General features: G+C 44.6%; 13 protein-coding genes. 7 read left to right on the top strand and 6 right to left on the bottom strand.

Going from position 1 to position 15,737, the window contains the following annotated elements; genetic code table 11:
- The first annotated feature begins 30 nt into the window (after window positions 1–30).
- Entirely contained in the window at window positions 31–207 is a 177-nt protein-coding gene (locus DJ568_RS17155) for a hypothetical protein (RefSeq protein WP_158534859.1), read from the top strand.
- Between the two features lie 37 nt (window positions 208–244).
- Here DJ568_RS17155 and DJ568_RS17610 read toward each other — a convergent pair whose 3' ends face one another.
- The 3 genes from DJ568_RS17610 to DJ568_RS03060 form a co-directional block, all read right to left on the bottom strand.
- Window positions 245–559 (bottom strand): DUF6660 family protein, encoded by a 315-nt coding sequence (locus DJ568_RS17610; RefSeq protein WP_394339535.1) that lies wholly within the window; start codon window positions 557–559, stop codon window positions 245–247.
- A 360-nt stretch (window positions 560–919) separates the two neighbouring features.
- A complete protein-coding gene (locus DJ568_RS03065) occupies window positions 920–1,375 on the bottom strand; it encodes a hypothetical protein (RefSeq protein WP_114003748.1) in 456 nt (151 codons plus the stop codon).
- Window positions 1,376–1,468: 93 nt separating this feature from the next.
- A complete protein-coding gene (locus DJ568_RS03060; RefSeq protein WP_147238704.1) occupies window positions 1,469–1,858 on the bottom strand; it encodes a hypothetical protein in 390 nt (129 codons plus the stop codon).
- 172 nt (window positions 1,859–2,030) lie between these two features.
- Here DJ568_RS03060 and DJ568_RS03055 point away from each other — a divergent pair, with 172 nt between their 5' ends.
- From DJ568_RS03055 to DJ568_RS03040, 4 genes are read left to right on the top strand one after another with little or no spacing between them, the layout of a single operon-like run.
- Window positions 2,031–3,215 carry a di-heme oxidoredictase family protein gene (locus DJ568_RS03055; protein ID WP_114003746.1) on the top strand — a complete coding sequence of 395 codons (1,185 nt, stop codon included), beginning with the start codon at window positions 2,031–2,033 and terminating at the stop codon, window positions 3,213–3,215.
- A 1-nt stretch (window position 3,216) separates the two neighbouring features.
- On the top strand, window positions 3,217–3,651 hold the full coding sequence (locus DJ568_RS03050; protein WP_114003745.1) for a QcrA and Rieske domain-containing protein: 435 nt from the start codon (window positions 3,217–3,219) through the stop codon (window positions 3,649–3,651).
- Window positions 3,648–4,874: a hypothetical protein gene (locus DJ568_RS03045; RefSeq protein ID WP_114003744.1), complete on the top strand. Its 1,227-nt coding sequence runs from the start codon at window positions 3,648–3,650 to the stop codon at window positions 4,872–4,874. Before DJ568_RS03050 ends, DJ568_RS03045 begins: the two co-directional genes overlap by 4 nt.
- 45 nt (window positions 4,875–4,919) lie before the next feature.
- Window positions 4,920–5,885 carry a lipid A deacylase LpxR family protein gene (locus DJ568_RS03040; protein WP_147238703.1) on the top strand — a complete coding sequence of 322 codons (966 nt, stop codon included), beginning with the start codon at window positions 4,920–4,922 and terminating at the stop codon, window positions 5,883–5,885.
- 9 nt (window positions 5,886–5,894) lie between these two features.
- Here the strand turns inward: DJ568_RS03040 and DJ568_RS03035 are convergent, their stop codons facing one another.
- Entirely contained in the window at window positions 5,895–7,136 is a 1,242-nt protein-coding gene (locus DJ568_RS03035; RefSeq protein WP_114003742.1) for a hypothetical protein, read from the bottom strand.
- Window positions 7,137–7,191: 55 nt separating this feature from the next.
- On the opposite strand from DJ568_RS03035, the gene DJ568_RS03030 reads away from it, so the two are divergent.
- Together DJ568_RS03030 and DJ568_RS03025 are read left to right on the top strand one after the other, a co-directional pair.
- Window positions 7,192–8,652, top strand: coding sequence for a hypothetical protein (locus tag DJ568_RS03030; protein WP_114003741.1), 1,461 nt, complete (start codon window positions 7,192–7,194; stop codon window positions 8,650–8,652).
- A gap of 416 nt (window positions 8,653–9,068) precedes the next feature.
- The gene (locus DJ568_RS03025; RefSeq protein WP_114003740.1) at window positions 9,069–10,079 is read left to right on the top strand and encodes a DUF4238 domain-containing protein; all 1,011 of its coding nucleotides are present in this window, start codon (window positions 9,069–9,071) and stop codon (window positions 10,077–10,079) included.
- 11 nt (window positions 10,080–10,090) lie between these two features.
- Here the strand turns inward: DJ568_RS03025 and DJ568_RS03020 are convergent, their stop codons facing one another.
- Together DJ568_RS03020 and DJ568_RS03015 are read right to left on the bottom strand one after the other, a co-directional pair.
- Window positions 10,091–14,464: an NACHT domain-containing protein gene (locus tag DJ568_RS03020; protein WP_114003739.1), complete on the bottom strand. Its 4,374-nt coding sequence runs from the start codon at window positions 14,462–14,464 to the stop codon at window positions 10,091–10,093.
- 62 nt (window positions 14,465–14,526) lie between these two features.
- Window positions 14,527–15,723, bottom strand: a complete 1,197-nt coding sequence (locus DJ568_RS03015; protein WP_114003738.1) for a hypothetical protein — start codon at window positions 15,721–15,723, stop codon at window positions 14,527–14,529.
- Window positions 15,724–15,737: the final 14 nt, after the last annotated feature.

The following is a 15,737-nucleotide window of genomic DNA, read 5'->3' as shown; positions in this document are numbered from 1 at the left end:
ATATGACAGTACCTCTGTACGATACCGATCATGGCGATCAACAGCACTATGGTCACGATGATCAGCCCGATCATACGGGTGATCCTCATCCACAATGGTTTTCGTGATGAACGTTTCTTTTTGACAGAGGTATGCGCCACAGGTTTCGACCTGGTTTTTGCCATACCAATACAAGTAAATATTGAAAATTTGGATTATAGCCGCTGACAGGCATCAAAGGATGCTCAAGCGGAAAAAGGAAAAGTTATGCGTTCAGCTTAGGAGGTTGCCAAACGTTCGTAGGACGGGTCACTGGTTTTTCAGGGATGAAACTCATCTGTACAGGAGTATCAACAACGGTGAGCGGCTGGATGACCAGTTTTTTAGCGATCACCAACTGAACACTGCAACAGCTACAATGGCACATCGGCGGACATTGATCCTGAACAGGTGCCGAATGTTGCGTATGAGCTGCAGTTAAAATGCTAACGGTTTGACTTGCGATATTTATCCCGTCCTTGCACGGCTCAAGGTCCATGCAGAGAAAAAACAGGGCGAATATGAAGCAAATCCATCTCATTACGAATGCAAAGATAATGTTTTATAAATAAAATTTAGAAGACGATGTTACCAAACATTTTTCAAACACCTCGATAACAACGGCTTTTGTGATTTGTTTGACTTGATAGGTACAAAGCTGTTACTGAATTTAACGAAATTTAACATTTCCCGAATTTCATCACTTACCACGCCGCACTATTAATATTCTTCAAAATAGGAGCGGCAGTCTCATCACGGGCTGACATGCGAGTTTCTGCTATTGCCGCGCATCTCGGCGACTTGGCAGCAACATTGCGCATCATTGCCGGGATCGTGATCGGCGTTCGTCTGAACATTAAAAAAGAGCGGCCCAGATCATTGGGCCGCTCTGTTTTAAGCATTATTGGTCTTTATTCTTAGCATCATGGTGTTCAGCCTCTGTATGATGCTCTTTCTCTTTATGATGCTCTGGTTCATTCTCGTGCCCCGGCCCTTCATGGTGCTCAGGGTGAACGTGGTGTTCTTCATGGTCATGTTGCTCTTGTTGACCCGTTTTGTCCGGGTTATGATGCTCGCCCTCTTCGTGATGCTCACTTTCCTGATGATGTTCAGGCTCATTCTCATGACCGGGGCCTTCATGGTGTTCAGGGTGAACGTGATGTTCTTTATGGTCATGTTGCTCTTGTTGGCCCGTTTTGCCCGGGTCATGGTGCTCGCCCTCTTCGTGATGCTCACTTTCCTGATGATGTTCAGGTTCATTCTCATGACCCGGCCCTTCATGGTGTTCAGGATGTGTATGATGTTCAGCGTGCTGATGTTGTTCTTCGCGATTTTTATTTGAATTTTCAGTATTCATGATCTGATGTTTTATTGATAAATGATAATGTAAGCCTTCATGGCTTATTAGTTAACAGGTTGTGTTGGTTCGCAGGTCTGTCAGAGGCACTTATCAGATCAGTAAAACACGTTTTTTAAGATAGATCGGAACAGCACCCAGGAAAGGCCGGTTGATCATTGGGCGAGGTTCATGAACTGCTATGGATGATCGTGCAACCATAGCGGTATATGCCGAACCGATGATCAAAGGATAGAATTCTTTTTGGTCAGGATCACCAGGTTTGATGACCTCCCTGCTACTCAGGTAAGTGCAGACCACATCTGTTCGGTCATTTTTATGGCTTTCGATCATTCGATCGACCTGGACCGAAGTCTCCGCGATCGTCGCCTTTTGTGTGAGCTCAAAAAGAAAATAGCCGCCGTAATCAAAATTGCAAACGAATAACCCTGTTGTGAGTAAAAGGTAAAACGTCGCAAGAGAGAGGGCTGCTGCTTTTTTCATATCGTTCCGATGCATATAACTACAGATAAACATTTGTTTAGTTTCAAAAATGTTCCCTGACGAGCGTTACACACTCCAAATAAAGTTAAGTCATATTTATATTCTTTTGTATAACTAAACAAAAAAATTAGGTTAATCTAATTTTATATTTAGATTTACCAAAATTTCAAATATGAAGATTCGATTCCTATACCTTTTGCCCGTGTTCATGGTCGCCTGTACGAAGTTCCAACCTGCGGCACCCGCCGATGACCAGGTGCTGGATGGGCCTCTGGATGGGCTTACAGCTGAACAACGCCTCCAATTTCTGCGGGGGGATGTCGCTTTTAATAATGAGGTGTTCACGAAAGAGACCGGGCTGGGGCCGTTGTTTGTCTCAACGTCCTGCGGAAGCTGTCATGCGGGCGACGGTAAAGGGCATCCATTTACCACGCTGACCAGGTTCGGGCAGGTCGACGAAACGGGCAACCGTTTTCTCCAGGCGGGCGGGCCTCAGCTCCAGCACCGGGCGATCCAGGGATACCAGCCGGAGCAATTGCCCGCCGGGGCGGCTTTTTCCCGTTTTACGCCGCCTGCGAATACAGGCCTGGGCCTGTTGGATGCGGTGCCGGATTCGCTGATCCTCGCTTTGGCAGATCCGCAGGACACGGATGGTGACGGAATAAGCGGTGTACCCAATTGGATAGTTCCTAAAAACTATGTAAGGCCAAGAGTCGGTGGAATATTACGGAATGGTCGGGCGATCGGCCGTTTTGGCAAAAAGGCGGCGACCTATGATCTGTTGCAGCAGACAGCAGTGGCGTATAATGAGGATATCGGAATAACTTCTGTTTATGAACCCACAGACACCTATAGCGGAGAAGAAAGCGACCCTGAGATCGCTACCCAAAAAATATCGGATATCGTTTTTTACCTGAGAACACTTAAAGCCCCGGTTCAGCGGGAGGCCAACTCAACGCAGATCAAGGAAGGCCGGGAGATATTTATCACTGCGAAATGCGCCGGCTGCCACCGACCCGAGTTGCGAACCGGATACTCCCCGGTCAGTTCGCTGTCTTATGTCACATTTCAGCCCTACACTGATCTTTTGCTTCATGATATGGGCAATGAACTTAATGATGGCTATACTGAAGGCAGCGCGAAAGCGCCCGAGTGGCGCACACCACCACTTTGGGGACTGGGTCTATCCCGGAACTCTCAGGGAGGTAAATATTATCTCTTACACGACGGACGCGCTGCAAGTATCGATCAGGCGATCAACCTTCACGGCGGGGAAGCCAGCCGCAGCCGTAATAATTATCGTGCATTGTCACCCACTGAAAAACAAAAATTACTCAATTTCTTAGAATCACTTTAATATGAAAAGAAGAGATTTTTTACTTGACGCGTGTATAGCCTGTACCGCTGGCCTGGCCGGTTTGATGACCGCCTGCACTTCCTATCATTACGTCACCGCTAAAATGGTCACCGATGGTTTGCTGATCCCGATCGATCTGTTAAAGCCGGCAAAAGAACAGCGTAATTTTTTTATTGTCAGGCACGAACAACTGCGCTTTCCGGTCGCTGTGTTCCGCCTGGACGAAGCAACGTATACTGCGCTGTGGATGCAATGTGCGCATCAAGGGGCAGAATTACAGGTGGCTGGTAACCAGTTGGTCTGCCCGGCGCATGGGAGCGAGTATGACCGTAACGGCAAGGTCACTCAGGGACCTGCGGTCAGAGATCTGCGTAAATTTCCCGTCAGCATCACTGGCAGTGACCTATTCATCGACCTCAGAAAAGCAAGATCATGAAGAAGGTCTTTATAATGATCCTGATGTTCACGGGCATCCGGACAGCTCTCGCGCAGATCGACAGCACCTTATTGCGAAGGTCCTTCCGGGACTCCAGCGGACTTAAACTGAATATGGACGCTACGTATGACAGGCCCTTTTTATCTTTGGGTAAACTACCTGTGTCCTTAGGCGGCTATGCGGAAGCTAACTACCAGCACCTGGGAACTGATGGCGTATCAGAAGGGCATCAGTTCCAAATGCGGCGCTTTACATTGTTTGTCGCCTCGACGGTTTATGACCGTATCAAATTTTTATCCGAGGTCGAGTTTGAGGATGGGGCCAAAGAGATCAATATAGAGTTCGCCGCACTTGATCTCGAATTGCATCCATTGGTCAACTTACGGGGCGGCATCGTGTTAAATCCGATCGGATCGTTCAACCAAAACCACGATGGCCCGAAGTGGGAATTCATCGACCGGCCCGTGTCAGCGACGGAAATGCTGCCGGCGACCTGGAGCAATGCCGGCTTCGGACTTTATGGTAAGGCTTATCGCCGGGACTGGATCTTTGCCTACGAAGCGTATCTTACGAACGGTTTTAATGATTTTATCATTAACAATCCCAGTGGCCGAACGTCTTTAGCCGCAGCTAAACTGAACCCGGATCGATTTGAAGAGAGTTATAACGGGATGCCTTTGTTCACATTAAAAACCGCTGTCAAAAAGCAGCGTCTTGCGGAGATAGGTGTTTCCTACATGGGTGGCATCTATAACAAATTTCAGGATGACGGCCTTACGCTGGATAAGAAGCGGCGTGTGGATGTATTCGCCCTGGATATGAATACTATTTTAGCTAAATGGGGAACGGCTCTCAATGCGGAATGGGCCTGGGTCCAGATCGATGTCGCGCCCACTTATACGCAGCAGTATGGCCGGCGGCAACAGGGTGGCTTCCTTGATATCGTGCAGCCTGTCTTCCGCGGCACGATCGCCGGGTTACCCAGGTCCGTGATCAATCTCGCGCTGCGTGCGGAATATGTCGATTGGAACGTCGGCAGGTTCCGGGAAACAGGTGACCCGATAGGTGACCACCTCTGGGCCCTGACACCTGGTATCAGCTGGCGGCCTGGCCCGCAAACCGTTTTCCGTTTGAATTATAAGATCGTCCGTCAAACGGACCTGTTAGGCAACTCACCGTCACGCACAGGTGGATTTCAACTGGGGATCTCCAGTTATTTTTAATTTGAAAGCGCATAATTTGCGTACTTTAGGTGAATTTATATTGCTGTGAAAAGATCTATTGTATCACTGATCCTGTGCTTTTTCGTGTATGGAGCCTGTTTCGCGCAGACCCGAAGCGCTGAAGCGGGCTTTATGTCAGAAAATGACTCTTTCCTGGGGCAGGGTTCCGACCGGTATTACACCAACGGATTTTTCCTGTACTACCATAAGGCTGTAGATCCGTCCCGTTTCAAAAGCAAGAACCTGGCGAACGTGATCTTCGGTTTGGAGTTGGGTCAGAAGATATTCAACGCAAGATCGGGCGCGTTACCTGACGCGCGGTATGTTGACAGGCCCATTGCCGGTTATTTGTACGTCAGTGTTTCCGAGAACCGCCTGTATAAAAACGAAATAAATTTAAAGCTGACGGGCAGCCTGGCGGTGGTCGGACCGGCCTCGGGTGGCGAAGTGATCCAAAATTTTATACATGATACTTTCGGCTTTTACCGTTTGAACTCCTGGCCATACCAGGTTCAGAACGACTTTCAGCTGAACTTGAATGCTGAAGGGAATAGACTGCTGGCCCGTACAAGCTGGGCTGATCTGAGTTTATCCGGTTATGCCCGGTTAGGCACTGGCTTCACCGGGGCGGGCATCGGAACGCTGATCCGCCTGGGTAATTTCAACCCCTTGTACCGTTCGGTAAGTACCCAAAGTACGGCAAGTTTCAACGAGGATCAACCGTTACTGCATAAACGTGAATTTTTCTTTTACAGCAAGCCTGCCGTCCATGCGGTATTGTTTGATGCCACGATCCAGGGCAGCTTATTTCGCGATCATCCGGTGGCGGGCACGGAAGAGATCACCACGAGCAAAGAACCCGTTTTATGGTGCAATCAAATGGGACTGAGCTATGCGGGCAGCCGGATGATCGTCAACTTAGGAGTGACGATTGAATCGAGCGATACCAAACAAGCCGAAAAGGATACGCATCAATGGGGTTCGGTCGGGCTTATGTACCGGTTCAATTGATGTGTGTAATTAGTGCTGATCTGTGTTCTCGTCCGTTATATATCGGATATTCGGATAGATCTTTAATATCAGATCTAATATCCCACTATACAAGACTTTATCACCTAATATCATTTTCTGGTAAGAAATACCATCCGGTTTAAGCTCTTTAAACAACAAAACAACTGCTGCCTTACCGCGGATCTCTGCATGTATAGCGTGCTTGTCAACATCATTCTGCCTGATCGGGATCGCCCGGTTGTTGGAGAAGCTGCTGAAAACCTGCTCTATAGCCAGCACGATAACCAGTAAGCCATCTTGATATTTACTATGTTGCTTCAGCTTTTCCCTGATCTTGCCGATCAAACGTTTATTTCCATCCTCAACACTTGTCCTGGCCGCAGTGTAGGCGTTCGCATGATAACGATTAGTTTTAAGGTCTGCTTCGATCTTAAATTTAATATATCCAGGGTATCTGTCCAGCTTCTGGTCATAGGTGCGTTCGTAATTCTGACTGAAAACAGGTTCTATCTGGAATACAAGATCATCAGTTTCTTTTTTTGCGGGATGTCTGATCGTGTCATCTTCTTTTACGGAACGGTAACCATGTATAAAGTCCTTGACCCCCTTATGAAACAATTCTTTGTTTTGTTTAATAAGCCCGTCCTTCCTTTTTTTAAATGCGATATAGCCGGAAAAAATTTCATCCAGGGTTAAGGTCCTTTTGATCGTCGTCTGATGAAGGGTCCCAATAATATCCATACTTAAAGCAAGTAACTCCTCCGTAAACGCATCATAGTATTTGGTCACTTCAATATTATAGGTTTGGCCGTTATGTTCGAGTAAAAGATCGATCTCCTTTTCGTTCCCATCCAAAAGATAAGACTGGCCGATCTGAGGATGCAAACCAACGGACCGCAACAGATAATTAACCTGCAATTCAAAAAGTTTTTCGTTAAAACTCCGGTAGTTGATCTTTCCGTTCTTTTGAAAAATATGGAGCGCTTCTCCATTCGGAAGTTTTCGGTAAAATTTAATTAGCTCGGCTACCTCATTGAGTAAATAGATGGAGCTTGGTTGCTTATCTGCAAGGATGTGTAACAGCCAGTTGTCGTGATTTTTACGCAATGGTGATTGCAGGTCTTTCTCAGGAAAAAAGCTGCCGACCTCATTTTTAATGGCATCAAGATTACGAAAATGAGGATCATTGACCAGGGCATTCTTCCATTTGAACGCTTGCAGGCTATCATACCATTCGTCTAAATAATTCATTCAAGAGGTAATTTTTTTATTTTTAACTTTCCGTGAACCTGATCAATAGTTTTAAATGAAGTTAGCTGAAAATATCGAGATCGATTTTGAACATGAATTAAATTTTTCAGCATTTCCATTCAAGGAAGTGATCAAAGCAGATCCTCATTTTAAAAATATCCTCAAAGCTGAATATTTGCAGGCGCCCCTATGTCCAAAGCCTCATTTATTTTTGCGGGAATATATCTCCGATAAAGAATGGGCAAAGGATAGCGCGGAGCGTTTGCCCCGGACGCAAAGTAATGAAAGGCATAGCCAACCGTTCGCCGCTCCCTTTGTTGCGGATACTCCGCTGGAGACCAAGTCCAAAAGACTTACGGAAGAATTTTTTGACAAAGCGCTTGCCAACACTCTGGATAAAAAATATTACGGTCACAGGATCTCGGAAACTAAGTTAGCAAACAACTTAAAACAGCTATCCGATCAGCTTGATGTTTTCAAGCAATATGTCATTGACAATCCCGACATAACGACCTACCGAGATTATGCGCAAGCCGCAGCGAAAAGTTTGATGAAGCAACTGGATAAGATCATTGATCTTAAGCTGCGTGCAGCGATACTTAACGAGCTAATTATGGCCGATCTTCAAACTGAAATTACGGTATTGATCGTTGTAAAAAAAGTCTCGGAAACAGAACTGAATGCTATTAAAAAAAGATTTATCATTCTAAAAGCCTACGCGGATGAAATACTTTATGAAGCTAAAGATCAGATAGCGCTCCCGGCAACGGACGACAGTACTCCAGCAGAACAAACGACAATACCGATAAATCTGGTAGATCGGACCCATGGCTACTATAATTGGCCGGATCGCTTTTTTTCTTATGACCTGAATAATTATCAGTTCTCCAAAAGCTCTGAGCCTGCAAATGTAAAAGAACAATTCCGCCTGCGCCAGATCGTTCTGGAAACTAAATTCCTACATGCTTTTAAGGCTGCGAACGCAGACGATCTAAAGTCACTTTTAGAGGAGCAGTTTGAACTTACCCCCGCTAATAAGTCGGACTTTTTAGACTATGTAGAGATCATTGGCAATGCCAATCTTAAGAGTTCTTTTCAAGGTTCAAGTATCCGGAAAGCCGACATTTTTCGAGTTTGGTTAAAGGCTAAGCGCGAAGTCCTTGGCGCATCATCACGTGCAGCCGTGCGAGAATTAACCGGTAAAAAAAGCTTGTTTTTGGATCTTTCAAAGACGTCGATCTTTATTGATGTCTTAAAAAGGGTCGAACCACCAATTTTAAATAATGAGGGCACTTACCGATTGGGGGAACGAAGTAAAAGTGCTGTGGTAGCCTGGTTCGATATACTGGATCGCGGCGGTAACATTGACTCAAGCCTTACAGCAGATCAGAAGACCACCCTTTTAAATCAGCTCATTCCTAATTTAAATATGGACAAACGCTCTTTGGGTAATACCCATAAAAGGGCTTCAAGATCTTATTACCCCAAGTTGGAAGCTTTGATCAAAGATCTTTAATGTCGTTATCTTCCTTACTTTCATTGTGAATGATAAGGAAGATCGCTTAGGGCAATTTGCGTAAAAATTAAAGTTTTATGCAAACAGATCACCAAAGTATTTCGCTGGACCATAACCGCCGTACTGAAATTATCAGGACCTACGATGCCTTTTTTCGAATACCAGCCACGATGCGAATGGTCGAGGTTCAGACAGGTATATTACGTCCCAACATTTGCAGGTATGTTGCGCGTCTTGTCCGGGAAGGCAAGATCAAACTCATCCGATATGGATATTGCCCGCACACCAAACACTTAGCCGGATTCTACAGCAGCGATACCTGTCGCTTCAAACATAGCGAAGTGAACTTACAGTTTCAGCTATTTAAATAGTGTGTAGCTGTTGTATTGTGCTTAATTGCTTAAATTTATTATCTGATGAACAAGGAACAACCAAAAGACCCCGCAATAAAACCCAAGCGTCACCATTACGTGCCTCGGTGTTACCTGCGCAATTTTATGAATGGAGATCACCTTTATACCCTGGACATCAAAAATGTACAGGGTGGATTTCAGGAGCCGATCAAAAAGAATCATCCTAATCGGATATGCATCGAAGAAAACTTTTACTCGATCAAACCTGAATTTACAGGCACCACATTTAAGTTAGATGAATATGATCAGCTATTTGTGGAATCAGAGGTTTTGCATCATTTAGAAAATGAGTACCGGTTGATCACTGATAAATTAATCAATAGTGATGAGTTGCCCATGAATGATGCTGCGCGCCTATGTGATTTCCTGCTCCAGATGAAGTTGCGCAATCCCTATTGGTTAAAAGATGTTATCGAAAAAAACAAGGTCGATTGGATCGAAACGGCTATCGCTCAAATATACGAAGTGCAAAACAGTGCCGTTGGCCCATTTGCTTGGTTACCAACAGATATCAGGATCGCTGCCGTTCAAGCCTTAAAGAACGCTAATCTAAATAACAAAGATTTTGGTAAACAGATGCAGCTTTATGGTTTGATCATGCGTTCGTCACCTGATTCCGAGCGAAATGAAAAATACCGGATAGCGTTGATCGACTGTCAATGGGAGCTATTTACAGCACCTCAGGAAGGGCCGTATTTTATCACCTCCGATAATCCGGGTCACGGGATCAAGCTGGACGGCCTTATCTACAACAGTAATTTTACGGGCGATTTTGTCTATTATTTCCCAATCTCCTTCAGGCATTGTTTTGCGATAAATGGCTTCGTCAGAGATGAAAGTTATTCAAAAGGAATGAACTCCAAAATGATAAAACATACTGTCGTTGGTGATCATCAGGTGATCAAAGTTAACAACAATTCGATGCAACGGATCAACCGGTTGCTAATAGCAAGCGATGATTGGTATTTAAAACAGGTGCGGCAGCTCAACCAAAAAAAACTTCCTGATAATTAACAGGGGATACTTTAATCTGTCTTTAATTTTTTAGCCATTGCGATAGCTTCATCTGATCCGATGGGCTTTTCGTCCCTTAAATAATATTGATGTTCAGCACCTTCAAACCAATATTTTGCCTGATATAATAATTCTTGCCTTTTTTCAGGTTCCGGTGCGACTTCCGCTGCTTTGTCATCCAGAAATGTTTCGAAGGCTGACTTGAACGATTGAAAATTATTGCCGCTGAATGCAAGTGAACTTAACATATGTGTCGCAATAGATTTCAGATCACTCATGATGTCGTAAATATAACTTCCTTCATAAGCGAACTGATAAATTTCGAGCGCAAGATCCATTAGCGATAGTTGATGAACAACATATAAAGGGTTCCCCGGTGCTGAGCTATCCGGTATACGGCCTTCTGATCTGATATGGTCATAGTAGATCTGCAAACCGTCACGGTCCTGAAGCCAGATCAATTGCTTCGCATAGCGTAACTTTTGATCTTGATCCATTGGGGTCTTTACCATCGCCGACAACCATTGTCTGGTATCATTTGGTATAGTCTCTTTAAGGGCGTTGATCAAAGTGGTCTGCACATAGCCGTCCAACTTGTCCAGCAGTCCCTGCAACTTTTTCATATCGCCACCAAGCTTTCGGAAAGCAGAAAGCACATTGGGCCACTCATAGGTTTCTTTATTTGCCAAATAAGGAATTAAGAGGTCAGCTCCATCTTTTAGATCATGAGCTAACAGATGATCTATGTGATTTTGCAAGACCTGGTACTTTAGACCACCTTCCGCGAGGTTCTCATAAACCCGTTCTGTAACATCACTCAATTTTGTCGCCGATAATACAAATTCAAATATGTCTGTTTCCTGATCATTATATCTGTGTGTTGATAACAGGTCAAGATATTTTTCCTTGGCATATCCTTTAAACTCGAACCTCCTTAAAAGAAAAGAAGTAATGATCATCGGATCGAGTTCTGGTTCTACACCGCCTTCGTCGCTCATAAATCCATATGAGTTCTTAAAGTTCAGTTTATCGATTTGAACATCCACCCACTCCTTTAGTATTTGAATCTGATCCTGATCAAGGTTGACATCCCGCTGTTCCTTCAAGAATATATAAATTTTTGACATCCATGGAATTTCAGGGATCGTATCTATATCGGATAACACTCCGGCTAAATTATATTCACCCAAGAAATCAAACTTACGCTCCAGGTTCTTGAATACCCAGTAAAACACGTGATAATTGATCCGGTCCTTAGGATCCAGCACGTGAAGGTCATCATATTTTATCGGGTCTTTGCTGACCGCCGTAAATAATGATTGAACTTCATGCTTAAATACCGCCCTGTCAAAAAGCGCTTTGGCTTTACGGACAGTTTCCTGCTGATGTTCCGCTTTATGATCAATGATCACCGGAGGTGGTATTTGAAAGTTTGTAGTTACCACATCGTTCCATTTGGCCTCCCAATCCGGCGCTTTTTCGGGGATCTGCCGTTGAAACATTTGCGCTTGTCCTTCGGTCATTTTTTTATTTATCGCTTCTTGCTCTAAAAATTCAAATCCTTGCTGATCCATTAGCTGTGAGATCAATATAAAGTGTTCCCAACCAGCTGGCGCAGCAGACTGATAAATAGATCTCACTAATTCAGAAGCTCTTCCCGTCGATTGTAGATATACCGCGATCTCCGAAAAGGAATGACCGCCTGCGAAAGTCCGGATATTGGTTAGAATTGTTGCCGTCACCTGGCCGAATATCGAAACGCTTTGTAATTTCTTCGCAAGTTTAAATAGTTGTGTGCGGTACTCGCGGAAAGAGATCGTGTAACTGTATAGACCAAGGTTATTGCTCCAATGTTTCACCATTTCAATAACACCTGCTTCGGTAGCTACGGACCTAATGACATTCAAAAGCTCGTAAGCCTCATTGCCAAGCCGGCTGGAATGCGTGGTTGAATGACCTGACTCTCTTTTTTCTTCACTCATGATAAGCCTGATCTGGCTTAACGCATAGCCGAGAAATTTTTCTGTATATCCCTGTTGCCATATACTATGAAATAATATATACCTGATATAGCTGTTCGATGAAGATTGGAATTGATCAAATAATAACTGATACTCGTTATCTTTCAATCGGAATAATTGTATGAGCGCTCTGATCGCCAAATAGCGCGTAAATTCATCGTCATGAGTTAAATGTTGCTCGACAGCTCTGCGTAAAGCCGGTTTTAACGTGGGAAAAGTTTCCAGCCGATAAAAAGCTACGACCTCCAGGATATTTGAAAGTTGTACATCTGACTTCGGAGAATTTAACAAGTCAATGGCATACCGGATATTATCTTCTGTTTGAGAGAACCGAGCCAGTTTTATGGGTTCAAATTTGCTTCTGTGTAAACGTTTATCCTGTAACCCTGCAGAGTCCATTAGCTTTTTAAATATTGCATGCCGAACCTCTTTCGAAATATTTTCGGGCTCAAACTGCATGAGTAAACCAGGCTCATTGTTGATCAGCAGATCGATGATTTCTTGTCGTAGATGATCTCCCTGCTCAAGAATACCGATCAGGAACGATATGGTATGTGCCCAACTTGGCCGTAATATGGTATGAGCCGGATCCCGCGTGATGATACCCATGACAAGATCGGGTGTTTGCCGCGCTAAAACTTTTGCTGCAAGGTATTCCTGCATATGATGATGGATAAATCGCCAATGTCCTTCGGCGTCAGCACTGCCATAGATGATCGTGCCGGCTTCCTGCACAAATTCTGCAGCGGGGCCATCCAAAATTTTGACAAGGTCATCACGGGTAAAGAAGTTCTTACCTTGAACTTCCATTACGAAGGCCAGGCGTTCCAAGGCTGACTTTATTATGGGAACCTTTGCGCTTATATCTTTTCCGGGCTGCTTTTTAGCCGCCTCAATAGCGCTTTTGTCAAATAGTTCATTAAATAATGCGCTTTTCCCTTTGATCAGTTTACCCGTTTGATGGAATTCTGATGCAAAACGGATCAGATAAAAAGGAATCTTAACCAAGTCTTGAAGTTCTTCCTCCTTTATCCTGTTCACGAAATTGCTTAGGTCGAAATTTTCATATGAATTAAGGTGATCATCGATCGTTTCCTCATCAAGATCTTGTAAGCGCAATGATAAGAAATGCGGCAAAGTATTGAGCTCACTTCGATCCGCATGGATCGCATAAAAATTTTCGCGGCAACTTACCACCATCCGGACCAAAGGGTATTCCCGGACGAATGCTTTGATCTTGGCAACAGCTGTACTGTAGTGTTGCTGAAGTACTTCATCTAATCCATCTAAAATAACAAGCAATTTGTCGACCGGACGTTCATTGATACGGGGGATAAGATCTTTGATGTCCTTATCGGTATAGTCATCAAGATGGATAAAGAAAACATGATCTTCGTGATCTCCATCCGAAAGCGTAGCGGCGAGATGACGTAGTGCGGTACTTTTTCCGGTTTGTCCCCAACCAATAAGCGCTAAGTGCCGGTTCTTTAGCAGCTCATCTTCCAGGGTATCCTTTTGACCAAGCATGTAAGCAAAAAAATCATTTTCGACGGCGTGAACATATCGCGGTATATAAGTGCCTTCAAAAATGATCTGAGATGGTCTTTCAGGTGGTGGAGGTGAGACCATTACCTGAACTTTTTGTAAGACATCATCCAACTTCGCTTCAATTGGAGCGATCAATGCCTTACTCACGACCGGCATCGCATGAAAATAATTGAGTATGGTAGCTTCTTGGTAGGGTTTAAGAAGGGTCTTTTTTAACTCATGGTGATCAACCTTCTTCAGAGATAGTTTTTTAAGGTTATCCCTTAGCTCATTTTCGATGGTTTTAAAATTTAGTCCCTTAAGAGATTTATAAGTGCTGATCGCTGAATTACTGTATTTTTCCAGATTTGCATACGTGTCGATCTGGTTTCGAAAATCGTCTATCAATTTTTCGCAATCTTCCTTAAAACCGGTATTCGTGACGATGTAGTAAGGCAGGTCCTGGCTGATAGGTAGTTCTGTCTTAAATACTATGGCATACAATCCGAATTTGATGATCTCTTTAGCAAAAACACTTTCGCTTAAAGCGTTGGTTGGATTGGTGCTATGTTTACACTGGATTACACCGGCCAGCTTATTATTTTTATATAAGGCACAATCCCGTGCCATGTCTGATGACGCCTGAATCAGGTGGATGGTATCATACATTCCGTTCCATGTGCCGTCAGCGATCTCGGTTTTATACAACCAATAGGTGAATTCCTCGAATTCGTTGGCACTCAAGGTTTCCAAATGAACTTCGCGATTAGCGGTATACTGCCCCTTATTGACAGGAGGCATCATGGTGGTGAGATTTGTGATCAAGATATTCGGCATATTCAAATATCGCTAAAAATGAATGGAATGAAAAAGGGCAGGATAATTATCCCGCCCTTTTTTTAAACCGTCATTTTACGCTTTTGCGAACGCTGCTTTTTTTCGGGCAGGCCCTCCTTTTGCTGCCGGGTTTGTTTTTGGGTATTGCCGGCTTTTTGTGCCGGTTGTAAGAGTTCTTCGCGTTTAATGCGCTTCATTTGGTGGTCATACAGGTCGACCGTTTTATATTGCGGGCTGGCGGCGATGAAGTATTTTTTTTCTTCCCCATTGCGCTCCACCGTGATTTGCTGCAGATTGCCTTTCTTTAAAGAACGCATCAGGTTTTCAGCGGTCTCCTGTGTGTTTAGCTCTTTGATACCCTTGCCCAAAAGAACTTTGTCCAAGTCGAAACCGTAATTCTCGTTAAAGCGCTTGATCTCCTTATTGCCGTTCTCGTTCAGCTTATCCGGGTCCAGTTGCAGCCAGGCGTAGTATTTTTCGCTTTCTTTATTGAAAAGCAGTTTGTGGACCGCGCGGCCTTCCATCAGGTTAAAGGCTTCTTTGGCCGTGATACCATTGCCTTTGTTGATATAAAAGGTTTGCTTGGTTTCCTTATCTTTACCCTGGTTGAGGGCAGCGTCGAACTTGTTGAAGAAATACATGCCATCTGTATCCCCTGCCTTAAAGTGTAAGGTGTAATCTACAGGCGTTTGATTGAATTCGTGTTTAGTACCCAGTGTAAATTCAGGAACTTTGTTGCCGATCTGTTTTTCCAGTTCGCCGTTCACCTTGTCACCGAACCCAAGGTTCAGTAAGCTTTTTTTCAGAAATTCTAAATTTTGTACGTTCATGGTTTCATGATTTGATATTATGGATGCCATGGCCATCTCGCGGGCCACAGGTATTGATTCGATATAGTCCGCCACTTCCGGTCGTCCGATCGGGATCAGGGAAATATCTGCTATCTCCGAGTTTCGGGAAGCTCTGGCGGTCAGCAAGGCGGCGGCTTCGTCCGCCGGTACATCAGGCTGAAAGCTTTGCAACTGCCAGTTACTGTTGCCTGCACCCAGGCTGCCGGAATAGCCGATAAAGGACAGGCGGTGATGGCCGTCCCTGATCAGGTCGAGGTCAAAGGCCACCTCGCCGAGGCTTGTGTAGAGATGATGTTCGCCGCTGTCCTGGTATATGGCCTGCCGCAGGTGGTCGGTGACCCCGGGATCACGGAAACCTAATTGGGCCAGCTCCGCCTTGAGTTCATAAAAATTGATCGCTTTGTTCATGTCCTTTTATGAGT

The sequence above is a fragment of the Mucilaginibacter hurinus genome (genome assembly GCF_003324525.1).
In the GTDB taxonomy this organism is placed as follows: Bacteria; Bacteroidota; Bacteroidia; order Sphingobacteriales; family Sphingobacteriaceae; genus Mucilaginibacter; species Mucilaginibacter hurinus.
This window is presented reverse-complemented; position numbering and strand designations above follow the sequence as displayed.